The organism is Streptomyces sp. NPDC017943 (genome assembly GCF_044328425.1).
Classification (GTDB): Bacteria; Actinomycetota; Actinomycetes; order Streptomycetales; family Streptomycetaceae; genus Streptomyces; species Streptomyces djakartensis_A.
Genome location: NZ_JBIRHH010000001.1, coordinates 856,228 through 877,700 on the forward strand (window position 1 = coordinate 856,228; position 21,473 = coordinate 877,700).

Below are 21,473 nucleotides of genomic sequence, written 5' to 3' on the forward strand. Positions count from 1 at the left end.
GGGTGGAGATGGCGAACAGCACGGCGGCACCGACGGACCTGGACACCAGGCTGGAGGCACACCGCACCGAGCTGACGGGTTACTGCTACCGGATGCTCGGCTCCTCCTTCGAGGCCGAGGACGCGGTGCAGGACACGATGGTCCGCGCCTGGCGCAGCTACGACAAGTTCGAGGGCCGCTCCAGTCTGCGTTCCTGGCTCTACCGCATCGCGACGAACGTGTGCCTGGACATGCTGACCGCGGGCAACAAGCGCGCCCGGCCCATGGACCTGACCGAGTCCACCCCGCTCGCCCGGGCGGCCCTCTCGCCCCGCCCGGACAACACCTGGCTGGAGCCCATGCCGGACGCCCGTGTGCTGCCGACGACCGACGACCCGGCGGAGGCGGCCGTGGCCAAGGAGTCCGTGCGGCTGGCGTTCATGGCCGCCCTGCAGCAGCTCCCCGCCAAGCAGCGGGCCGTGCTGATCCTGCGCGAGGTGCTGGCCTGGCGGGCGAGCGAGGTCGCCGAGCTGCTGGGCACGTCCGTCGCGTCGGTGAACAGCGCGCTGCAGCGGGCCCGCGCCACCCTCGCCGAGCGACAGCAGCCGGGCGCCGACGCGGCCGTCTCCGACCCGCTGGACGAGGACCAGCAGAAGCTGCTGGACCGCTACGTGGCGGCCTTCGAGGGCTACGACATGACGGCGCTGACCGCGCTGCTGCACGAGGACGCCATCATGACGATGCCGCCGTTCGACCTGTGGCTGACCGGCGCCGACGACATCACGGGCTTCATGACCACCCTGGGTGCGCCCTGCGCGGGCTCACGGCTGGTGCCGGTGCAGGTCAACGGCCTGCCGGGCTTCGCCCAGTACAAGCCGGACCCGGAGAAGGGCGGCTTCACCCCGTGGGCCGTCCAGGTCCTGGAGGTCTCAGACGGCCGGATCACCGGATTCCACTGCTTCCTCGACACCCAGCGCTGGTTCCCCCTCTTCGACCTGCCCCTCCACCTCGAAGCGGAGGCCGACCAGGTCGAGCAGGGCGCATAGCGCCGGATCCGGATCGCGCAGCCGTATCCGCCCCCCGGCGCGCCGGGCGGCCAGCTGCAGGCGCGCCAGCAGGTCGACGGCAGCCAGACCCGGCGGCCCGAGGCCCCCGACGTCGCAGACCACGACCCGGGCACCGCCGCCCCGTAGCAGTGCCCGCACGTCGTCGCTCAGCCCCCTCACCTCGTCCCGGTCGACGGGGCCGGGCAGTACGAGCACGGGCGGTGTCATGGCGTCCACGAGCGGTAGACCGGGCGGGGGGCGGGAACTCATCGCGGCAGGCCTCCCTCTGAGCGGCGCACCGGCCCCGTGCGCGCCGTGAACATCACATTGACCTCGGCACGGCCCGCCCCGGAGGGTTGGCTGTATGCCCCATGCATCTGCCCCGTCCGCGCCGACCGATGCCCGTCGCACCGGTGAGGCGGTGCCGTGCAGGGAGTGCTGAGCGGCTTCGCGGTGATCGCCGTCGTCATCGGCGTCGGCTATCTGATCGGCCGCCGGGGCTATCTGGGCAGCGGCGGACGCGAGGTGCTGACGAAGCTCGCCTTCCACGTGGCGTCCCCCGCCCTGCTCTTCACGACCCTGGCCGGGGCCGACCTGTCGGTGGTCTTCTCCGACCGGCTGCTCGTCACCGCCCTGAGCACGGCGGCGGTGGCCGGCGTCTTCGTGGCGGCCGGTGCCGTACGGGGCTGGGGTGTGGGCCGGACGACGATCGGCGCGCTGTGCGCCGGCTACGTCAACTCCGGCAACCTCGGCATCCCGATCGCCGTGTACGTGCTGGGCGACGCGTCGCTGGTGGCGCCGGTGCTGCTGTTCCAGCTGGTCGGCGTCACCCCCGTCGCCCTCACCGTCCTGGACCTGGCGAGCGGCGGGCACAGGCGGCCCCTGTGGCAGCGGCTGCTCACGCCCCTGCGCAACCCGATCGCGGTGGGGTCGCTGGCGGGCGTGGCGGTGTCGGCGTCGGGGCTGCCGGTGCCGGGCCCGCTGCTGGACCCCCTGACCCTGATCGGCAACATGTCGGTGCCGGCGGTCCTGCTGGCCTTCGGCATCTCCCTGCGGGGCAGCACCCTGCCGCTGCGCGGCCCGGAACGGGGGCCCGTCCTGCTCGCGGTGGCGCTCAAGGCGGTCGTCCAGCCCCTGACGGCCTGGGCCCTGGCGGTGGGCGTCTTCGGCCTGCACGGGGCGTCGCTGCTGGACGTGGTGGTGACGTCGGCCCTGCCCGCGGCCCAGAACCTGTTCACCTACGCGAGCAGCTACCGGGTGGGCGAGGTGCTGGCGAGGGAGGCGATCCTGCTGTCGACGGTGGCGGCGGTGCCGGTCCTGGTGGTGGTGGCGGCCGTGCTGGGGTGACCCGGAACGGGTACAGGACCGGCGGGGGTCCACCGGTCCCGTTCACCCGAAAGGGAAACCGCCTGGTCAGGCGATGCGCTCCAGGACCACCGGGGAGGCGCTGAAGTCCGTGCCCGGGGCCGCCACGTCGTAGGAGCCCTCGACCGCCTGGAGGGCGTAGTCGAAGCGCTCGGGGGTGTCCGTGTGGAGGGTCAGCAGGGGCTGGCCCTCGGTGACCGTGTCGCCCGGCTTGGCGTGCATCTCGACGCCCGCGCCCGCCTGCACCGGGTCCTCCTTGCGGGCGCGGCCCGCGCCGAGGCGCCACGCGGCGACGCCGATGTCGTAGGCGTCGAGGCGGGTGAGGACACCCGAGGCCGGGGCCTTGATCACGTGCTGCTCGCGGGCCACCGGCAGGGCCGCGTCCGGGTCGCCGCCCTGGGCCGCGATCATGCGCCGCCAGACGTCCATCGCGGAGCCGTCGGCCAGGGCCCTGGCCGGGTCGGCGTCCTTCACGCCCGCCGCGTCGAGCATCTCGCGGGCCAGGGCGACCGTCAGCTCGACCACGTCCGCCGGGCCGCCGCCCGCCAGGACCTCCACGGACTCGCGAACCTCCAGCGCGTTGCCCGCGGTCAGGCCGAGCGGGGTGGACATGTCGGTGAGCAGCGCGACGGTCCGCACGCCGTGGTCGGTGCCCAGGCCGACCATGGTGGAGGCCAGCTCGCGGGCGTCCTCGACGGTCTTCATGAAGGCGCCGGTGCCGACCTTCACGTCCAGCACGAGCGAGCCCGTGCCCTCGGCGATCTTCTTGGACATGATCGAGGACGCGATCAGCGGGATCGCCTCGACGGTGCCGGTGACGTCGCGCAGCGCGTAGAGCTTCTTGTCGGCCGGGGCCAGACCGTCACCGGCGGCGCAGATGACCGCGCCGGTGGTGTCGAGGACGTCCAGCATCTCCTCGTTGGACAGCAGGGCGCGCCAGCCGGGGATGGACTCCAGCTTGTCCAGGGTGCCGCCGGTGTGGCCGAGGCCGCGGCCGGACAGCTGCGGGACGGCCGCGCCGCAGGCCGCGACCAGCGGGGCCAGCGGCAGGGTGATCTTGTCGCCGACACCGCCCGTGGAGTGCTTGTCGGCGGTCGGGCGGGACAGGGACGAGAAGTCCATGCGCTCGCCGGAGGCGATCATCGCGGCCGTCCAGCGGGCGATCTCGCGCCGGTTCATGCCGTTGAGCAGGATCGCCATGGCGAGCGCGGACATCTGCTCGTCGGCGACCTCCCCGCGGGTGTACGCGTCGATGACCCAGTCGATCTGCTCGTCGCTGAGCTCGCCGCGGTCCCGCTTGGTGCGGATGACGGAGATGACGTCCATGGCCATGGCTTGGCTTCCTTCCGAGGGTTGCAGAAACCGCACGGCCCCCCTGAGCCGGTCGCATGGGCAACTCAGGGGGGCCGGGCGGGCGTTACTTGGCGAGGTGTTCCGGGCCGAAGGCCTGGGGCAGCATGCGGGACAGCGGCAGGATGCCCTCCGGGGTCTCCAGCAGCAGGTCCGGGCCGCCGAACTCGTGGAGCAGCTGGCGGCAGCGTCCGCACGGCACGAGCGTGGCGCCGTCGCGGTCGACGCAGGTGAAGTGCGTCAGCCGGCCCCCGCCGGTGTTGTGCAGCTCCGAGACCAGGCCGCACTCGGCGCACAGACCGAGCCCGTACGAGGCGTTCTCGACGTTGCAGCCGGAGATGATCCGTCCGTCGTCGACCAGGGCCGCCACACCGACCGGGTAGCCCGAGTACGGGGCGTACGCCCGGGACATGGCGTCCCGGGCCACCGCGCGCAGCTTCTCCCAGTCGGCGGCGGGGCCGGCGCCGGTCACTTGCCCTGCCCCTTCCGGTACGGCAGTCCGTCCGCCTTGGGCATCCGCAGCCGCTGCGCGGACAGCGCGAGGACGATCAGCGTGATGACGTACGGCGTGGCGGAGACGACCTGGTTGGGGACCTCGTCGGTGGTGGCGTACCAGGCGAACACCAGGGCGGCGACCACCGCGGTGATGATCGACGGGGCGTACTTCTTGCGGATCACCAGCCAGATCGCGCCGATGATCAGCAGCAGCGCGCCGAGCAGCAGCAGGGCGTGCACGTTGGCGGAGCCGCCGCGCAGGTTGAGGCTGTCGGTGTAGCCGAACAGGCCGGCGCCGAGGGCGAGGCCGCCCGGCATCCAGTTGCCGAAGATCATCGCCGCGAGGCCGATGAAGCCGCGGCCGCTGACCTGGCCCTCCAGGTAGAAGGGGTTGGCGACGATGGACAGGAAGACACCGCCGAGGCCGGCCAGACCGCCGGAGATGACGACGGCGATGTACTTGTACTTGTAGACGTTCACACCGAGGGACTCGGCGGCCACCGGGTTCTCGCCGCAGGAGCGCAGCCGCAGGCCGAAGGCCGTGCGCCACAGGATCCACCAGGTGCCGGGGATCAGCGCCACGGCGATCAGGGTCAGCCAGGACACGTTGGTGACCAGGCCGCCGAGCAGGCCGGCGATGTCGGAGACGAAGAACCAGCCCTGGTTGTTGAGGTCGCGCAGGGCGTCGGACAGGCCCGGCACCGTGAAGTGGCCGAGGGACTCCACCGCCGGGGACTGCTTGGCCGAGCCGCCGGTGTGGCCCTCGAAGGCGAGGGGCGCGAGGTAGCGGGTGGCGCCGAGGGCGAGGATGTTGATGGCCACACCGGAGACGATGTGGTTGACGTTGAAGGTGACGGTGACGAAGGCGTGCAGCAGGCCGCCGATCGCGCCGCCGAGGATGCCGACCAGGACACCGGTCCACGGGCCCCACTGGAAGCCGGCCCAGGCGCCGAACCAGGTGCCGAGGATCATCATGCCCTCGAGGCCGATGTTGACCACGCCCGCGCGCTCGGCCCACAGACCGCCGAGCCCGGCGAGGCCGATCGGCACGGCGAGCTGGAGGGCCGTGGACATCTGGCTGACGTTGGTGATGCCGTCGGCGCCGGTGATCAGGCGCACGATCGAGGTGAGCGCCAGTCCGCCGGCGATGATCAGCAGCAGGACGGGCCACGACAGGCGGCGGCCGGTCGGCGCCGCGGGCTGCAGCGTGGGCTGGTTGACGTCGATCGCCGAGGTAGGAGCGGTCATCGGCCAGCCACCTCCTTCGTGTTCTGGGCGCCGAGGACGTGGCCCGCGGCGAGTTCGGCGCCGACGCGGCGCTGCTGGCGGCGCAGGCCCCATTCGCGGACGGCCTCGTAGGAGACGACGACGGAGAGGACGATCAGGCCCTGCATGATGACCGCGATCTCCTTGTCGTAGCCGTGGAAGTCCAGCTCCGGGGAGGCCTTGTCGAGCCAGGCCCACAGCAGGGCGGCGAAGGCGATGCCGACGGGGCTGTTGCGGCCGAGCAGGGCGATGCCGATGCCGAGGAAGCCGATGCCGGTGGGGAAGTTCAGGCTGTAGGTGTGGGTGTCGCCGAGCAGGATCGGCAGGCCGGCCAGGCCCGCGATGCCGCCGGAGATCAGCATGGCGCTGAGCACCATGCGCCGGGGGTCCACACCGCTGGCCGCGGCGGCGGTCTGCGAGGCGCCGGAGGCGCGCAGGTCGAAGCCGAAGCGGGTGCGGTTGAGGACGACCCAGTAGCCGATGCCGAGCAGCACGGCCAGCAGCACCAGGCCGTAGATCTCGCCGGCGTCGCCCATCGGGATGCCGGGGATCCAGCCGGACTCGTGCATCTCGCCGGTGGTGTTGTTGTTGCCGACCTTGACGCCGAAGACGTCCGGCAGCCACAGGTAGGCGATCACGGAGGTGGCGATCGCGTTGAGCATGATCGTGGCGACGACCTCGCTGACCCCGCGGGTGACCTTGAGGACACCGGCGATGCCGGACCAGAACGCGCCGGTGAGGACGGCCGTCAGGAGCAGCAGCGGGACCTGGAGCGCGGCGGGCAGGTTCATGTGCGCGCCGACGACGGCGGCCATCATGGCGCCGAGCTGGTACTGGCCGTCGACACCGATGTTGAACAGGTTCATGCGGAAGCCGATGGCCACCGCCAGGGCCGCGATGTAGTACATCGAGGCCTGGTTGATGATCAGCACCTGGATGTCCGAGAAGCCGATCTGCTCGAACATCAACGCGAAGGGCTCGACGGGGTTCTTGCCCGACGCGATCAGCACGATCGCGCTCAGGACGAAGGCCACGGCGAGCGCGATGACCGGCCCGGCCACCGCCAGGAGCACGCGCTCCTTGTCGAACTTCTTCATCAGCGGGCCTCGTCTTCCGGAGACTCGGGGGCGTCTGCCTTCGAGATCTCGGGGGTCTCGTCGTGCGCGAGGTGCCCGGTGGCGGCACCGGTCATGGCCGAGCCGAGCTCCTCGGGGGTGATGGTGGCCGGGTCGGCGTCCGCGACCAGCTTGCCGTTGTAGATCACGCGCAGCGTGTCGGACAGGCCGATCAGCTCGTCGAGGTCGGCGGAGATCAGCAGCACGGCCAGGCCCTCGCGGCGGGCCTCGCGGATGTGGTCCCAGATGGCGGCCTGCGCGCCGACGTCCACGCCGCGGGTGGGGTGGGCGGCGATGAGGAAGCGCGGCTGGTGGCTCATCTCGCGGCCGACGATCAGCTTCTGCTGGTTGCCGCCGGACAGGGAGGCCGCGGTGACGTCGATGCCGGGGGTGCGGACGTCGTACTCGGTGACGATCCGGCGGGTGTCCTCTTGGGCCGCCTTCGGGTCCAGCCAGACGCCCTTGGCGAGGGGCTTCTCGGTGACGTGGCCGAGGATGCGGTTCTCCCAGAGGGGCGCCTCCAGCAGGAGGCCGTGGCGGTGGCGGTCCTCGGGGATGTAGCCGATGCCCTGCTCGCGGCGCTTGCGGGTGGGCCAGGCGGTGATCTCCTCGTCGGCGAGCCGGATCGTGCCGCTGTCCGGGGACCGCAGGCCGATGAGCGCGTCGACGAGTTCGGTCTGCCCGTTGCCCTCGACGCCGGCGATGCCGAGGACCTCGCCGGCGTGGATGGTGAAGCTGATGTCGTCGAGGAGGGCCTTGCCGCCGGGGGCCGCGAGGCGCACGCGGTCGACGGTGATGACCGGGCGGTCGGTGACCGTGGACTCGGCCGTCTCGGGCGTGGGCAGCTCGCTGCCGACCATCATCTCCGCGAGCTGACGGGGCGTCGTCTCGGACGGGACGGCGGTGCCGACGGTGGTGCCGCGGCGGATGACGGTGATGTCGTCGGCGACGGAGAGGACCTCGCCGAGCTTGTGCGAGATGAAGATGACCGACAGGCCCTCGGACTTCAGTTCGCGCAGGTTGGCGAAGAGGGCGTCGACCTCCTGCGGCACGAGGACCGCGGTCGGCTCGTCCAGGATGAGGGTGGTCGCGCCGCGGTAGAGGACCTTGAGGATCTCCACGCGCTGGCGGGCGGCGACACCGAGCTCCTCGACCATCAGGTCGGGCTCGACGCCGAGGCCGTAGCGGTCGGAGAGCTCCTTGATCTTGCGGCGGGCCTTGGCGCCGATGCCGTAGAGCTTCTCGCTGCCGAGCGCCACGTTCTCCAGGACCGTGAGGTTGTCGGCGAGCATGAAGTGCTGGTGGACCATGCCGATGCCGCGGGCGATGGCGTCGGCCGGCGACGAGAAGGCGACCTGCTGCCCGTCGACGGCGATGGTGCCCTCGTCCGGCTTCTGCATGCCGTAGAGGATCTTCATCAGCGTCGACTTGCCGGCGCCGTTCTCACCGACGAGGGCGTGCACGGTGCCCTTGCGGACGCTGAGGTGGATGTCGTGGTTGGCCACGACACCGGGGAAACGCTTGGTGATCCCGGCGAGCTCGACGGCGGTCACCGAATCGTTGACCGCCGCTCCGGCCGGAGGGCTGCTGGACGCGTTGATGGCGCACTCTCCTGGGGACGGGGGCCGTCTACGCGCGTAGCGCCCCTACGGCATACAAAGGGGTCGGCGACCCGCGGCGACGGGGCACGAGGAGCGGCCTCCCCGTACCCCGTCGAGCGGACGCAACCCCCGGGGGTTACCGCCTGCTGCGAGGCAGTCGCTCGTCAGCTGCTCTTGACCTTGATCTCGCCGCTGATGATCTTCTCCTTGGCCGTCTTGATGGCTTCCTGGAGCTCGGCGTCGTCCGCGAACTTCGGGTTGGAGTTCGACAGGCTCACCTCGCCGGTCTTCAGATCGCCACGAACGATACCGGTCTCGGGCTTGCCGTCCTCGACCGACTTCGCCAGGTTGTACACCGCCTTGGCGACATCCTTCATCGCCGAGGTCAGGATCGAGTCCTTGTACTTGGCGAGGGCTTCCTGCTGGTACTGGTCGGAGTCGACACCGATGGCCCACACCTTGTTGGCGGCGGCGGCCTCGATGACGCCCTGGCCGGACAGGCCGGCGGCCGCGTAGACCACGTCCGCCTTCTTCTCGATCTGGCCCTCGGCGGCGGTCTTGCCCTTGTCGGGGCTGGAGAACCCGCCCTCCTCCGCCGTCTGGGTGAGGTACTGGGAGAGGACCTTGGCCTTCGGGTTCGTGTCCTTGACGCCCTGCGCGAAGCCCGCCTGGAACTTGTGGATCAGCGGGATGTCCACGCCGCCCACGAAGCCGACCACGTTCGACTTGGTGCTCTTGGCGGCGGCGACGCCGGCCAGGTAGGAGGCCTCCTCCTCGCTGAAGACCAGGTCCGCGACGTTCTTGGCCTCGATGGTGGAGTCGTCGACGATGCCGAAGGTGGTGTCCGGGAACTTCTCGGAGGCGCCCTTGATGGCCGCGGCGTACGCGTAGCCCACGCCGATCACCGGGTTGTAGCCCTGCTTGGCCAGGGACGCCAGGCGCTGCTCCTTGTCGGCGTCCGTCTCGCCCTCGGTGGGCTCCAGGTCGGCCGTCTTGTAGCCGAACTCCTTCTTCGCCTGCTCCAGGCCCGCGAAGGCGGCGTCGTTGAAGGACTGGTCGCCCTTGCCACCGACGTCGTAGGCGATGGCGAGGCCCTTGTCGCCGCCCTTCGACTCCGAGGACCCGGAGGTCGAGGTGCCGCCGCAGGCGGAGAGCGCGAGGGCCAGGGAGGCGGTCGCTGCGCCTGCGACCGTGATCCGGGAAATCCGGCGCATGTGTGGGTGCTCCTGTCGTACAACCGAGGTCGCACAGCGCCGGGACGGTTCAGCTTCAGCGCTGGCTTCGCCGCAGATTAACGCGCGTAGACCTGCCTGAAAACCCCTTCTGTCCACCTTGTTATCCGCCCGTGCCCAAGCCATCACCGGGTCCCGGCCCCGGTGTTGCCGACCGCAAACGGGGGGTGGCGCTGGGTGATCCGGTGCCCGGTTCCGCGGCTCCCGGCCGCCGGCACGCGAAGCGGGCGGGCACCAGGGGTGCCCGCCCGCTCCATGTGCTGCGTCTACGGCGTCGTCACTCGGTGTTGACCTTGATCGAGCCGTCGTCGATGCCTTCCTTGGCCTTGGCCACGGCGTCCTTCAGGCCCGGGATCTTCGCGTACTCCGGGTTGGACTCCGACAGGCCCACGCCGTTGACCTTCAGGTCGAAGGTCTGGGTGCCGGTCAGCGGCTTGCCGTCGTGGACCGACTTGGACAGCGTGTAGACAGCACCGCCGACGTCCTTGAGCGCGGAGGTGAGGATGTAGTTCTTGTACGGCGCGAGAGCGGCCTGCTTGTACTGGTCGGAGTCGACGCCGATCGCCCAGACCTTCGCCTTGGCGGCGGCCTCGATCACGCCCTGGCCGGACAGGCCGGCCGCGGCGTACAGCACGTCGGCCTTCTTCTCGATCTGGCCCTCGGCGGCGGCCTTGCCCTTGTCGGGGCTGGAGAAGCCGCCCTCCTCCGCCGTCTGCGTCAGGTACTGCGACAGGACCTTCACCTTGGGGTTGGTGTCCTGCACGCCCTGCTTGTAGCCGGCCTCGAACTTGTGGATCAGCGGGACGTCGACACCGCCGATGAAGCCGACCACGTCGGACTTCGTCGCCTTGGCGGCCGCGACACCGGCGAGGTAGGAGGCCTGCTCCTCGGCGAAGACCAGGGAGGCGACGTTCTTGCCCTCGACGACCGAGTCCACGATGCCGAAGGTGGTCTTCGGGTACTTGGCGGCCACCGCCTTCATCGCCGGGCCGTAGGCGAAGCCCACGCCGATGACGGGGTTGTAGCCCTGCTTGGCCAGCGACGCCAGGCGCTGCTCCTTGTCGGCGTCCGTCTCGCCCTCGGTGGGCTCGATGTCGGCCGTCTTGTAGCCGAACTCGTCCTTGGCCTTGGTCAGGCCCGCGAAGGCGGCGTCGTTGAAGGACTGGTCGCCCTTGCCGCCGACGTCGTAGGCGATGGCCACGCCGCGGTCGTTGCTGTCGCTGTCGTTGCTGTCACTGCTGGTGCCGCCACACGCCGTGGCGACGAGCCCGAGCGACGCGACCCCCACCGCGATCCGGGCCATCCTGGAAATCCGACGCATCTGAAGTTCCCCATTCTCCAAAGCCCCGCAGTGGGTGCTCGGTTCGGCGCACATTAACGCGCGTAGACACTCCTGGGAACGGTTCGCCGCGGGGCCGTTATCCATTCGTGCCGATGGCCGGTTACGCCCTTGTGAACCACGGGTTCGAACGGGGTCGAAAGGTGTACTCGGGCACACGGCTCGTGCCTGCTCGTCACGGGCACCAGGCTGCCCCCGGGGTGCGGGGGGCGCAACCGGGGGCTGTGCGTGGGGTGACGGGCGGTCCCCGGGTGGGGGTCGTCCTGTGCGGCGGGGTCGTGGCTGGTCGCGCAGTTCCCCGCGCCCCTTGTGGGGCATGGCGTGTGCCCGGGGCGCGGGGCGTTGCCCGTGGGTGGTCGTCGTCCCGGTGCGGCTGCGTCGTGGCTGGTCGCGCAGTTCCCCGCGCCCCTTTTGGGGGCATGGCCACCGCCCGGGCTACGGGGTGCGGGGCGTCCCCGGGTGGTCGTCGTCCCGGTGCGGCTGCGTCGTGGCTGGTCGCGCAGTTCCCCGCGCCCCTTGTGGGGTCGTGTCAGCGCAGGGCGTTGACCAGGGCCGCTGCCGTGAAGAGTTCGACGCCTACCGTGATGGCCGACTCGTCGACGTCGAAGTCGCCCTGGTGCAGGTCGCGGACGTGGCGCTCGCCCGGGGTGCGGACGCCCAGGCGGGCCATCGCGCCGGGGACGTGCTCCAGGTACCAGGAGAAGTCCTCGCCGCCGAGGCTCTGCTCGGTGCTCTCGACGGACTCGACGCCGCGCCGGGCGATCATGGCCTCGCGCAGCAGCTCGGTCACGCCCGGCTCGTTCACCACCGGCGGGACGCCGCGCACGTAGTTGATCTCCGACTTGGCCCGGTGCAGGTTGGCGATCTCGTCGATCGCGCCGACCACCACGTCGGGGGCCTGCCGCCACGCCTCGAGGTCGAGGCACCGGACCGTGCCGGAGAGCTCGGCGTGCTGCGGGATGACGTTCGGGGCGTGGCCCGACTCGATGCGGCCCCAGGTGATGGCGAGTCCGCTGCGGGTGTCGAACCGCCGTCCGACCAGGGCGGGCACGTCGGTGACCACGCGGGCCGCCGCCGTGACCAGGTCGGTCGTCAGGTGCGGGCGGGCGGTGTGGCCGCCCGGGCCGTCCAGGCCGATCTCCAGCCGGTCGCAGGCGGAGGTGATGGGGCCCTCGCGCAGGCCGATCCGGCCCGCGTCGACGCGGGGGTCGCAGTGGACGGCGATGATCGCGCCGACCCCTTCCAGCGCACCGCACTTGATGGCGTCGGCGGCGCCGCCCGGCAGCACCTCCTCGGCCGGCTGGAAGATCAGCCGGACGGGCCGCGGCAGTTGGCCCCGCCGGTGCAGGTCGGCGAGGACCAGACCGGCGCCGAGGACGACGGTGGTGTGCACGTCGTGGCCGCAGGCGTGGGCGCGGTCGGGCACGGTGGAGCGGTACGGGCAGTCCGCCTTCATGTCCGGGATGGGCAGGCCGTCGATGTCGGCGCGCAGGGCGAGCATGCTGGGCCCGCCCTCCCACTGGTCGCCCTCCAGGCCGATGTCACAGACCAGGCCCGTCCCCACGGGGAGGACGCGTGGCCTGAGGCCGGCCCGCTCCAGCCGCTCCTTGATCGCGGCGGTGGTGCGGAACTCCTGGTTGCCCAGCTCCGGGTGCATGTGCAGGTCGCGCCGGAACGCGATGAGCTCGGCGCGCAGAGCGTCGGGCAGCGCGCCGGGGAGCTCGGCTCCCCCAGGAAGATCGACCTCGGACTCCAGTGACATCAATTGCTTCACCCTTTGAAGGGTAGGGCGCCAGGGCGGTCTGCTGACCCTCGATCACAAAAACTTCAACCCGTTAGGGGAGGAAAATCTGACCGCCGGACGCATAGGTATCAACTGAGATGGGTAACCTGCCTGCCTTTTGGGCCCCGCGGGTGCACGCCATCCCACGGAGTGTGACATCCCGCACTCGTGCATCACTCCGGTATCCCTCCATCCTCTTCCACGTCTACCACGCCCCGCGCGCCGAACACCGCCGTCTTTCACCGACCGGACGCAGTTCCGGATCAGGAGGCCGCCAGTCCGACCGGGCCCTGCCTCGCGGTGACGGTGCCGGCGCCGCCCCCGGCTTCGGCCGGGCCCGGGCGGTCCCGGCCCGCCGGAGGGAGGCGGTGGGCGTCGCGGGCCGAGTCGGTGACCCCGGTGAGGAAGCCCTGGGCCCGGGGGGAGGCCGTGTCGGTGAGCCAGGCCGGGTCGATGTCGCAGACCGCGACCCTCACGCCCGTGCCGGAGAGGGCGAGCGGCAGGGTGTGCACGACCGTGGAGGGGAAGCTGACGACGGTGCGGCCGATGGGGCCGCGCCGGGCGATGAGTTCGAGCGGGAGTTCCGGGCGGACGATCTCCAGGCCCGTCTCGACCGCGAGGCGGTGCAGCTTCTCGGTGCTCTCGCGGCGGTGGGCGAAGTAGCGCGTGGCGCCGTGGGCGGCGGCCAGGGCGCGGACCGCCTCCAGGTAGCGGCCGTCGTCGACCACTCCCGTCTCCACCAGGGACGTGCCCACCATGTCCGCGCCCTTGGTGATGCGGGGCGGACCGAACCGGGCGCGGGTCCAGGCGAAGGTGTGGGCACTGACGGTCACGCCCGGGGGGGTCTGGGACATCGGCATGGAGGAGAAGATCTCCACCCGGCGTCCGCCGCCCGGGGTCAGGCGGCGCCGGGCGGCGGACGACACCGGGGCGAAGAGCACGTCCCGGGGGCCGGGCCGGCCGCCCTTGCGGTGCCAGCGCACCAGCCGTTCGCCCCGGGCCAGCTGGCCGACGAACTCCATCGTGGCGGTGCCGTCGTCGACGACGACCAGGTCGCGGGCGCGGGCGATCGTCAGCAGCAGCTGGACGTAGCGGGAGAAGGGGTCCCCCAGCACGATCCGGCGGGCCCGGCGCAGCAGCCCGGCCAGGCCGCCGATGGTCTGGAAGGGCGCCAGCGGGCCGCCGCGCGCCTCCTCCCAGCGGACCTCGTGCCCCTCGTCGCGGGCCAGGTCGGACATCCGCCGCAGCTGGCCGCGCGTCATCGGGTCGACGGGTGACAGCACCACGAGGGTGAGCCCCACGCCGGGCGCGTGCGCGTGCGCCCACTCCAGCACGTTCAGCAGCTGTACCGGACTCTCGACGAAGGCGAGGGTGTGGGGGCCGGCGTTCCCGGCGCGGGGGCTCATCGACGTACGACCGTCCCGTCGTAGGGGGTGGTGGGGTGGGTGCTCAGACGCCGACCGGCTCGCCCGCCGCCGTGGCGATCTCCGCCTCGGCGACCACGCCGGCGACCCGGCGCAGCTTCTTCATCGGGGCCAGCTCGGAGTCGTAGACCTTCTTCACGCCGTCGCCGAGGGAGGCCTCGATGGTGCGGATGTCGCGGACCAGGCGGGTCAGGCCCTGCGGCTCGACGGAGGCGGCCTGGTCCGAGCCCCACATGGCGCGGTCGAGGGTGATGTGGCGCTCGACGAAGGTGGCGCCCAGGGCGACCGCGGCGAGGGTGGTCTGCAGGCCGGTCTCGTGGCCGGAGTAGCCGATCGGGACGTTCGGGTACTCCTGCTGGAGGGTGTTGATCACGCGCAGGTTGAGCTCCTCGGCCTTGGCCGGGTAGGTCGAGGTGGCGTGGCACATCAGGATGTTGTCCGAGCCGAGGACCTCGACGGCGTGGCGGATCTGCTTCGGGGTCGACATGCCGGTGGAGAGGATCACCGCGCGGCCGGTGGCCCGCAGGGCGCGCAGCAGCTCGTCGTCGGTGAGGGAGGCGGAGGCGACCTTGTGGGCGGGGACGTCGAACTTCTCCAGGAAGGCGACGGCCTCGGTGTCCCACGGGGAGGCGAACCAGTCGATGTTCTTCGACGTGCAGTAGTCGTCGATGGCGCGGTACTCGTCCTCGCCGAACTCCACGCGGTGGCGGTAGTCGATGTAGGTCATCCGGCCCCAGGGGGTGTCGCGCTCGATGTCCCACTGGTCGCGCGGGGTGCAGATCTCCGGGGTGCGCTTCTGGAACTTCACCGCGTCGCAGCCGGCCTCGGCGGCGGCGTCGATCAGCTTGAAGGCGTTCTCGAGCTCGCCGTTGTGGTTGATGCCGATCTCGCCGCAGACGTAGACCGGGCGGCCCGGGCCGACCTCGCGCGAACCGAAGGTGCGGATGCGGGAGTTGGTGCTCATGGCGTGGGGTGTCCTTACCTGGTGAGGGAATCGAGAGAGGGGCCGAGGATCCAGCTGGCGATCTCTCGGATCGCGCCGTCGCCACCGGGGACGGTGGTGACCGCGCGTGCGGCGCCGCGCACGACGTCGTGGGCGCTCGCGACCGCCACGGGCCAGCCGACGAGGGCGAAGCACGGGAGGTCATTGACGTCGTTGCCGACGTAGAGCACGCGCTCCGGCGCGATGCCCTGCTCCTCGCACCACTGCTTCAGCGCGAGGTCCTTGCGGTCGATGCCGTGCAGCACCGGGAGCCTGAGCTTCCGGGCCCGGGCGGCGACCACCGGGTTCTGCTCCGTGGACAGGATCAGCATCCTCAGGCCGCTCCTGCGGAGGGCCGCGATGCCGAGTCCGTCCCCGCGGTGCACGGAGACGAACTCCCGTCCGTCGGAGTCGATCAGCACCCGGTCGTCGGTCTGGGTGCCGTCGAAGTCGAGCACGACCGCGTCGATGTCGTCGGCGGTCGGGAGGGCGCCGGGCCGCTCCGCGTCGAACAGCGGCGCGAGGGCCCGGGCGCGGGCCAGGTCGTGCGGGTCGTCGATCTCCAGCACGCGGGCGGGGTCGGTGCGGACCAGCTCGGTGCGGCCGAAGAAGCGGTGGCCGTGCTCGCGGAACCCGGCCGCGTCCATGGCGTAGGCGGCGCCGGTCTCCAGGAGGTCCTGGGGGCGGTCCTGGCGGCGGGGCCGGAAGGACTTGTCGTGGTTGACGCCGTAACCGCCGCCCACGGCCGCGTCGTTCTCCGCGACGGGGTCGGCCGCGAGCTCGTCGTCGGCGTCCCGCCAGACGAACCCGTGGAAGGGCGCGACGGTGACCGCGGTGTCGGCGCCGTTCACGGCGACCGCCCCGGCGACCGAGTCGATGTCCTCGCGGACCAGGAACGGGCTGGTGCACTGCACGAGCAGGACCACGTCCACCGGGGCGCCGTGCAGGGCCTCGTGGGCGTCCAGGGCGTGCAGGACGGCGGCCTCGGAGGTGGCGGTGTCCCCGGCGATGGCGGCGGGGCGCAGCACGACCTCGGCGCCCGCCTCGCGGGCGGCGGCGGCGATGGCCTGGTCGTCGGTGGAGACGACGACGTCCGTCACGAGCCGCGCCGAGCGGCACTCGCGCACCGCCCGGGCCACCAGGGGTACGCCGCCGACCGGGAGGAGGTTCTTCGCGGGCACGCCCTTGGAGCCGCCGCGCGCGGGGATCACCGCGAGCACCCGGCGTACCGCCGGGGCGGCCGGGCCCGCTTCCGAGTGGGACATGGATTCAGCTCCTTGACGTGGGGCGGGGCGGCGGCTCACAGCTCGCCCATCCGCCGGATGACGGGGGCCACGCGCTGCACGCCGTGCCGGTAGGCGCCGCGGGCCGCCCGGCGCACGATCTGCCGGACCGGTCCGGGCTCCCGGTCGGCGGTGGGCGCTCCGGGCAGGGGCGCGCCGTCGGGGCCGAGGTGGTGGCGGGCGAGGACGCCGGGCAGGTAGCCGGGCGCGGTGGCGGGGGTGTAGTACGGCGCGAGCGGGGGCAGCCCGCCGGGCCGGCCGAGCAGCTCGGCGATGCGTTCCCGGGCGGTGTCGAAGGCGGTGCCGTACGAACCGTCCGCCCGCACGCCCTGGCGGGCCACCCACTCCTCGTCGGGGACGGGCCGGTGCCCGGCGTCGAGCTGGTCCCAGGAGGCGAGGCAGCCGGAGCCGACGAAGTGGTGGTTGCCGAGCGACTCTCGCACGCCGAGGTCGGTGAGGACGACGGTCGGGATGCGGCGGTGCAGCGACTCCAGGGCGGCCGTGGAACTGACCGTGACCAGCAGGTCGGTGCGGTCCAGGACCTCGCCCATGTTGCCGTACACCAGGCGGAAGTTGTCCGGCGCGTCGAGCCGCTGCACCAGCTTCTGGTACGGCAGCTCCTCGATGTGGGTGGTGTGTTCGCCCGGCTTGGAGCGCAGCTTCAGCAGGACCTCGCGCCCGGGGTGCCGGCGGGCGTGCCGCACCAGCCGGTCCAGCAGGTACGTACGGTCCCGGCGGCTGTCGGGCACCGAGGGCTGGGCGGCGAAGACGACCCGGTAGGGGTCGTGCTCCCCGGCGTAGGGCGCGCCGCCCAGGAACGGCAGGGCGACCTCGGTGACCGACGCGGCGTCGGCGCCCACTCCCGCGTAGACGGCGCGGAAGCGGTCCGCGTCCTGGCGGGAGTTGGCGAGGACCAGGTCGGCTCCGTGCCGCAGCAGCAGGCCGTCGGCGAGCTTCTCGTAGACGACGCCCACGTAACCGGTGACGACGACGGGACGCGAGGTGCGGTCCGACCAGGCGTGCCGCAGGCCGTGCAGCATCGCCTGCACACCGCCGCCGACGAGCGCGAGGACCAGCACGTCGTAGGTCTCCTCGCCCATGACGCGCAGGAACTCGGCCGCGGTGACCTCCCGCAGGGAGTCGGCGCTCACGCCCACTTCGCGCAGCTGGCGCGGGGTGGGTGTGGCCCGGCCGCGCAGCAGGAACCCGTCGAGGACGGGTCCGGGTTGCGCGGCCCGGTCCCCTGCGGTTTCCATGGACGGTCCGGGGACGATGCGGTGCGCGGTGAGGGCACCCCATTTCCATCGGGTGTCGGAGTCCGCGAGAACCGCGATACGCGGTCGCTTCGGTGTACTTGCTGGCACGTCGATGACGCTAGGAAGCGAATCCGAGGTCCGGCGGAACCGGGACTCAACGAAAAGTTAACAACACCCCACCGCGAGCCGAACTGGCCCGCCGGAAAGCGGGAAGTACACGGGGTGCACCGTTCTGACACATGGAGTTCACCCGGTGTACGCGCATCGGAAAGTTGCCCTGCCGGGCGGCCTCCTAACGTTTTGCGGGTGCCTAAGCTTTCCGTGATCGTGCCGTTCTACAACGTGCAGCAGTATGCCCCGGACACCCTCAGAAGCCTTCGGCTGAACGCCGATCGGGATTTCGAGTTCGTCCTGGTCGACGACCATTCGAAGGACGAGACCCCGGCCATTGTGGAACGGGCCGCCGAGGAGCTCTCGGATGTCGCGCAGGTGCGTTACATCCGACACGAGCGCAACGGGGGTCTGGCCACCGCCCGCAACACCGGACTGAACGCGGCTCAGGGCGAGTACCTGACGTTCCTGGACGGCGACGACTGGCTGGCCCCCGGGTACCTCACCGAACTGGTGTCCGCCATGGACCGGTTGGGCTGCGACTTCGTGCGCACCGACCACGTCCAGGCCACCGCGCGCGCCCGGTCCGTGCACCGGGTGCCGGTCGGGCGCCGCTGGGAGGCGTTCGACCCGCGCGAGGCGATCCTGCCCGCGCACCGCTCCACCTCCGTGGACTACGCGTACGCGTGGGCCGGCGCCTACCACCGGCGCCTGGTGGACCGGGGCCTGCTCCACTTCACCGACGGGCTGCGCACGGCCGAGGACCGGCCGTGGATCTGGAAACTGCACCGGGAGGCGCAGTCGTTCGCCGTGGTGAGCCTGCTGGGCGTGTTCTACCGGCGGGGGGTCGCCTCGTCGCTCACCCAGATCGGCGACGTCCGCCAGCTCGACTTCATCCGCGCCTTCGACCAGGTGATCGAGGAGACGGCCCGGGACCGCGAGGCGGACCGGCTGCTGCCCAAGGCGGTGCGGACCTACTGCGCGATCATCGCCCACCACCTGTCCCAGGAGGACCGGTTCGAGCCGTCCGTGGCCCGGCAGTTGCGCTCGATGAGCGCGGCGGCCGTCAGGCGGATGCCGCAGGACGCGCTCACCGACGCACTGGAGGCCATGGACATGGACCGCTCTGCCCGACTGCGGCGGCTGCGCCGCCGGGTCACCACGACGGGAGCGGCCGCCTGATGCCCGGGACCACCCAGATCTTCTGCGCCTCGACGCTGTACGGCGTCGCCACCCTGGCCGCCGCGATCGACTCCGACCTCTTCGAGGAGCCGGACCGCCGGGTGCTGCTGGTGTTCAACAACTCCGCGACCCCCGAGGTCACCCCGGCCCTCGACGAGATGCCGGGCTTCGAGCCGCTGCGCTCGCACTTCGACGAGGTGCTGTCCTGGAACGAGGCCATCCGCCCCTTTCACCCCGGGGCGTGGGCGCCGCGCGCCGACGACGTCCCCCTGTTCGAGCGCCATCTGCGGCTCCTGTGGGGCCTCGGCGACGACCGGGTCAGCCTGGTCCTGGAGTCCCTCCAAGTCGCACCGGCGCTGACGGTGGCCCAGCTGTTCACCGACGCCCCCGTGGACGTCTACGCCGACGGCCTGATGAGCTACGGCCCCACGCGCAACAAGCTCGACCCGCTGGTCGGCACGCGGGTGCGGCGGCTGCTGCACCTCGACCTGGTGCCGGGCCTGACGCCGATGCTGCTCACCGAGTTCGGCGTGCCCGCCCGCCTGGTGCCGACGCCCGCCTTCCTCAAGGTGCTCGGCGAGGTCGCCGCGGCCGCCCCCGGGCTGCCGGAGGTGCCCGGCGACGCGGCGCTGCTGCTGGGCCAGTACCTGTCGGCGCTGGACATCCTCTCCGCCGAGGAGGAGGAGGACCTGCACGTGCGGATGCTGCGGGGCGCCGTCGCCCGCGGCCACCGCACGGTCGTCTTCAAGCCCCACCCGACCGCCCCGGCCCGCTACAGCCGCGCCCTGGAGACCGAGGCCGGCGAACTCGGCGTGGAGCTCACGGTGCTGGACACCCCCGTCCTCGCCGAGGTCCTCTTCGACCGCGCCCGCCCGGCCCTGGTCGTCGGCTGCTTCTCGACGGCGCTGTTCACCGCCTCCGCCTTCTACGACCTGCCGGTCGCCCGCGTCGGCACCGAGCTGCTGCTGGAGCGGCTGACGCCCTACCAGAACAGCAACCGCGTCCCCACCACGCTGGCGGACGCGGCCCTGCCGGACCTGGACGACGCGCACGATGGTGATGTCCTGCCGGCGGAGCGGCTGCCCGGACTCCTCGCGGCCGTCGGTTTCACGATGCAGCCGCAGATCTACCCGGAACTGCGCCCGCAGGCGGAACAGTTCCTGGCCCGTCATCTCGGACCGCGCACCCGGCGCTATTTCAAGAAGCGCCGGCTCACCGCGCTCGGCCTGCCCGGCGGAATTCCGCAGCGGCTGGCGTTTCTCCCGCGCAATTCCACGGCCCGCCGCGTCGTACGGCGGGCACGGGCCCTGCGCAAGGCGGTCCGCGGCTGAATGCCGCGGGCCCCGGCGGTCCGCCCGGGCGACGTCCGGATGAACCCCTGGAAACGGACAGGCGAAGCCTGTCATCTTCGAACGTGATTGCGTCAATTCACGCCCTAGGGTGACAGGCGCCCTGCCCGCCTCCAGGCGGCTCAGGTAAGGACGGACGAGCCACACAGAGGTTTCCAGCGTGACCGAGACGGTCGTCAGCACCCGCCGGCCCCGGCCCACCGCCGCGAGCCCGGCCGAACCACCGGGCGTCCCGCTCGCCCCGCGGCGCCGCGAGCGGTCCGGGGGCCGGCTGCGCGCCCTGGACGGACTGCGGCTGCTGGCCGCCCTGATGGTGGCGGCGTACCACTACGGCGGGCGCGACGGCGAGATCGCACGGGCCTGGGGCACCTCGCCGAAGGAGCAGTTCCCCACCCTGCACGAGTACTTCGCCTACGGCTGCCTCGGTGTGCAGGTGTTCTTCGTGATCAGCGGGTTCGTGATCTGCATGAGCGGCTGGGGCCGGCCGCTGACGTCGTTCTTCGCCTCCCGCGCCTCCCGGCTGCTGCCCGCCTACTGGGTGGCGGTGCTGCTCGTGACGGCGGTGTTCGCCCTGCCGGTGGTCGCCTACCGGGCCGTGTCGCCGAGCGACGCGCTGGTGAACCTGACGATGCTGCAGACGCCGCTCGGTGTGGACCGGGTGCTCGGGGTGTGCTGGACGCTGTGGGCGGAGGTCCGCTTCTACGCCCTGTTCGCCCTGTGCGTCGTGCTGCCCGGGGCCACCCGCCGCCGGGTGATCATGTTCTGCGCCGGCTGGACGCTGGCGGCCGCGATCGCCGACAACGCGCACCTGCCGCTGCTCGACATCGTCGCGATGCCGGAGTACGCCCCGTTCTTCGTCGGCGGTGTCGGCCTCTACCTGGTCCACCTCGACCGCCGGGACGTGTACGGCTGGGGCATCGTCGCCGTCTCTTGGGCGATCGGGCAGCACCACGCGGTGCAGGGGCTGTGGCACGCGCCGGACGCGGGCGGCTTCTCCCACCGCACCTCGCTCGGGATCGTCCTCGTCGTCACCGTCGGCTTCCTCGCCGTCGCGGCGATCGCCCTGGGCCTGCTGAACCGGGTGAACTGGCGCTGGCTGACGGTGGCGGGGGCGCTGACGTACCCCTTCTACCTGGTGCACGAGCACCTCGGCTGGGTGGTGGTGCAGGCGCTCCACCAAGGGCTGCGTCTGCCATCAGGGGTGACCTTCGGGCTGACGGTGCTCTCAATGCTGCTGCTGGCGTGGCTGCTGAACAAGTATGTGGAGGAACCGCTGACACCACGGCTGCGGGCCGCTCTGGCCAAGGGCCGCTGA

18 protein-coding genes are annotated in these 21,473 nt (G+C 71.9%); 5 read left to right on the top strand and 13 right to left on the bottom strand.

The genetic code is table 11. The features are described 5' to 3' along the window. The first annotated feature begins 8 nt into the window (after positions 1–8). On the top strand, positions 9–1,025 hold the full coding sequence (locus ACH4C6_RS03765) for a sigma-70 family RNA polymerase sigma factor (protein ID WP_398106886.1): 1,017 nt from the start codon (positions 9–11) through the stop codon (positions 1,023–1,025). Here ACH4C6_RS03765 and ACH4C6_RS03770 read toward each other — a convergent pair. Beyond that, a complete protein-coding gene (locus ACH4C6_RS03770) occupies positions 909–1,295 on the bottom strand; it encodes an STAS domain-containing protein (RefSeq protein ID WP_398106887.1) in 387 nt (128 codons plus the stop codon). The two genes, ACH4C6_RS03765 and ACH4C6_RS03770, sit on opposite strands and share 117 nt — an antisense overlap. A gap of 156 nt (positions 1,296–1,451) precedes the next feature. Between ACH4C6_RS03770 and ACH4C6_RS03775 the strand changes: the two genes are divergently transcribed. Further along, positions 1,452–2,372 carry an AEC family transporter gene (locus tag ACH4C6_RS03775; protein WP_398106888.1) on the top strand — a complete coding sequence of 307 codons (921 nt, stop codon included), beginning with the start codon at positions 1,452–1,454 and terminating at the stop codon, positions 2,370–2,372. Positions 2,373–2,438: 66 nt separating this feature from the next. On the opposite strand, the gene ACH4C6_RS03780 is transcribed toward ACH4C6_RS03775, so the two are convergent. The 12 genes from ACH4C6_RS03780 to ACH4C6_RS03835 all read right to left on the bottom strand — a co-directional run bounded on the left by ACH4C6_RS03780 (position 2,439) and on the right by ACH4C6_RS03835 (position 17,624). Continuing rightward, positions 2,439–3,716, bottom strand: coding sequence for a thymidine phosphorylase (locus ACH4C6_RS03780; protein ID WP_398107125.1), 1,278 nt, complete (start codon positions 3,714–3,716; stop codon positions 2,439–2,441). 91 nt (positions 3,717–3,807) lie between these two features. After that, complete coding sequence (locus tag ACH4C6_RS03785; protein WP_398106889.1) at positions 3,808–4,212, bottom strand: cytidine deaminase; 405 nt, start codon at positions 4,210–4,212, stop codon at positions 3,808–3,810. Further along, complete coding sequence (locus tag ACH4C6_RS03790; protein ID WP_398106890.1) at positions 4,209–5,483, bottom strand: ABC transporter permease; 1,275 nt, start codon at positions 5,481–5,483, stop codon at positions 4,209–4,211. The genes ACH4C6_RS03785 and ACH4C6_RS03790 overlap by 4 nt, the downstream gene beginning before the upstream one ends. Beyond that, positions 5,480–6,598, bottom strand: coding sequence for an ABC transporter permease (locus ACH4C6_RS03795; protein WP_398106891.1), 1,119 nt, complete (start codon positions 6,596–6,598; stop codon positions 5,480–5,482). The genes ACH4C6_RS03790 and ACH4C6_RS03795 overlap by 4 nt, the downstream gene beginning before the upstream one ends. Continuing rightward, complete coding sequence (locus ACH4C6_RS03800) at positions 6,598–8,169, bottom strand: ABC transporter ATP-binding protein (protein WP_398106892.1); 1,572 nt, start codon at positions 8,167–8,169, stop codon at positions 6,598–6,600. Before ACH4C6_RS03800 ends, ACH4C6_RS03795 begins: the two co-directional genes overlap by 1 nt. A 212-nt stretch (positions 8,170–8,381) precedes the next feature. After that, entirely contained in the window at positions 8,382–9,431 is a 1,050-nt protein-coding gene (locus ACH4C6_RS03805) for a BMP family protein (RefSeq protein ID WP_398106893.1), read from the bottom strand. A gap of 295 nt (positions 9,432–9,726) precedes the next feature. Further along, positions 9,727–10,770 (bottom strand): BMP family protein, encoded by a 1,044-nt coding sequence (locus tag ACH4C6_RS03810; RefSeq protein WP_398106894.1) that lies wholly within the window; start codon positions 10,768–10,770, stop codon positions 9,727–9,729. A gap of 547 nt (positions 10,771–11,317) precedes the next feature. Then, entirely contained in the window at positions 11,318–12,550 is a 1,233-nt protein-coding gene (locus tag ACH4C6_RS03815) for a M20 family metallopeptidase (RefSeq protein WP_398107126.1), read from the bottom strand. A 284-nt stretch (positions 12,551–12,834) separates the two neighbouring features. Next, complete coding sequence (locus ACH4C6_RS03820) at positions 12,835–13,977, bottom strand: hypothetical protein (RefSeq protein ID WP_398106895.1); 1,143 nt, start codon at positions 13,975–13,977, stop codon at positions 12,835–12,837. A 43-nt stretch (positions 13,978–14,020) separates the two neighbouring features. Beyond that, complete coding sequence (locus ACH4C6_RS03825; protein WP_398106896.1) at positions 14,021–14,959, bottom strand: N-acetylneuraminate synthase family protein; 939 nt, start codon at positions 14,957–14,959, stop codon at positions 14,021–14,023. 14 nt (positions 14,960–14,973) lie between these two features. Next, the gene (locus ACH4C6_RS03830) at positions 14,974–16,242 is read right to left on the bottom strand and encodes a cytidylyltransferase domain-containing protein (protein WP_398106897.1); all 1,269 of its coding nucleotides are present in this window, start codon (positions 16,240–16,242) and stop codon (positions 14,974–14,976) included. Positions 16,243–16,277: 35 nt separating this feature from the next. Beyond that, positions 16,278–17,624, bottom strand: a complete 1,347-nt coding sequence (locus ACH4C6_RS03835) for a DUF6716 putative glycosyltransferase (RefSeq protein WP_398106898.1) — start codon at positions 17,622–17,624, stop codon at positions 16,278–16,280. Positions 17,625–17,822: 198 nt separating this feature from the next. Between ACH4C6_RS03835 and ACH4C6_RS03840 the strand changes: the two genes are divergently transcribed. The 3 genes from ACH4C6_RS03840 to ACH4C6_RS03850 all read left to right on the top strand — a co-directional run bounded on the left by ACH4C6_RS03840 (position 17,823) and on the right by ACH4C6_RS03850 (position 21,473). Then, positions 17,823–18,809: a glycosyltransferase family 2 protein gene (locus tag ACH4C6_RS03840; protein ID WP_398106899.1), complete on the top strand. Its 987-nt coding sequence runs from the start codon at positions 17,823–17,825 to the stop codon at positions 18,807–18,809. Further along, a complete protein-coding gene (locus ACH4C6_RS03845; protein WP_398106900.1) occupies positions 18,809–20,140 on the top strand; it encodes an alpha-2,8-polysialyltransferase family protein in 1,332 nt (443 codons plus the stop codon). Before ACH4C6_RS03840 ends, ACH4C6_RS03845 begins: the two co-directional genes overlap by 1 nt. A gap of 178 nt (positions 20,141–20,318) precedes the next feature. Next, positions 20,319–21,473 (top strand): acyltransferase family protein, encoded by a 1,155-nt coding sequence (locus ACH4C6_RS03850; protein WP_398106901.1) that lies wholly within the window; start codon positions 20,319–20,321, stop codon positions 21,471–21,473.

Excerpts from the sequence above, each read along its gene's own strand:
- ACH4C6_RS03765 (WP_398106886.1), top strand. The coding sequence starts at position 9 with ATGGCGAACAGCACGGCGGCACCGACGGACCTGGACACCAGGCTGGAG.
- ACH4C6_RS03770 (WP_398106887.1), bottom strand. The coding sequence starts at position 1,295 with ATGAGTTCCCGCCCCCCGCCCGGTCTACCGCTCGTGGACGCCATGACA.
- ACH4C6_RS03780 (WP_398107125.1), bottom strand. The coding sequence starts at position 3,716 with ATGGACGTCATCTCCGTCATCCGCACCAAGCGGGACCGCGGCGAGCTC.
- ACH4C6_RS03790 (WP_398106890.1), bottom strand. The coding sequence starts at position 5,483 with ATGACCGCTCCTACCTCGGCGATCGACGTCAACCAGCCCACGCTGCAG.
- ACH4C6_RS03795 (WP_398106891.1), bottom strand. The coding sequence starts at position 6,598 with ATGAAGAAGTTCGACAAGGAGCGCGTGCTCCTGGCGGTGGCCGGGCCG.
- ACH4C6_RS03805 (WP_398106893.1), bottom strand. The coding sequence starts at position 9,431 with ATGCGCCGGATTTCCCGGATCACGGTCGCAGGCGCAGCGACCGCCTCC.
- ACH4C6_RS03810 (WP_398106894.1), bottom strand. The coding sequence starts at position 10,770 with ATGCGTCGGATTTCCAGGATGGCCCGGATCGCGGTGGGGGTCGCGTCG.
- ACH4C6_RS03815 (WP_398107126.1), bottom strand. The coding sequence starts at position 12,550 with ATGTCACTGGAGTCCGAGGTCGATCTTCCTGGGGGAGCCGAGCTCCCC.
- ACH4C6_RS03820 (WP_398106895.1), bottom strand. The coding sequence starts at position 13,977 with ATGAGCCCCCGCGCCGGGAACGCCGGCCCCCACACCCTCGCCTTCGTC.
- ACH4C6_RS03825 (WP_398106896.1), bottom strand. The coding sequence starts at position 14,959 with ATGAGCACCAACTCCCGCATCCGCACCTTCGGTTCGCGCGAGGTCGGC.
- ACH4C6_RS03830 (WP_398106897.1), bottom strand. The coding sequence starts at position 16,242 with ATGTCCCACTCGGAAGCGGGCCCGGCCGCCCCGGCGGTACGCCGGGTG.
- ACH4C6_RS03845 (WP_398106900.1), top strand. The coding sequence starts at position 18,809 with ATGCCCGGGACCACCCAGATCTTCTGCGCCTCGACGCTGTACGGCGTC.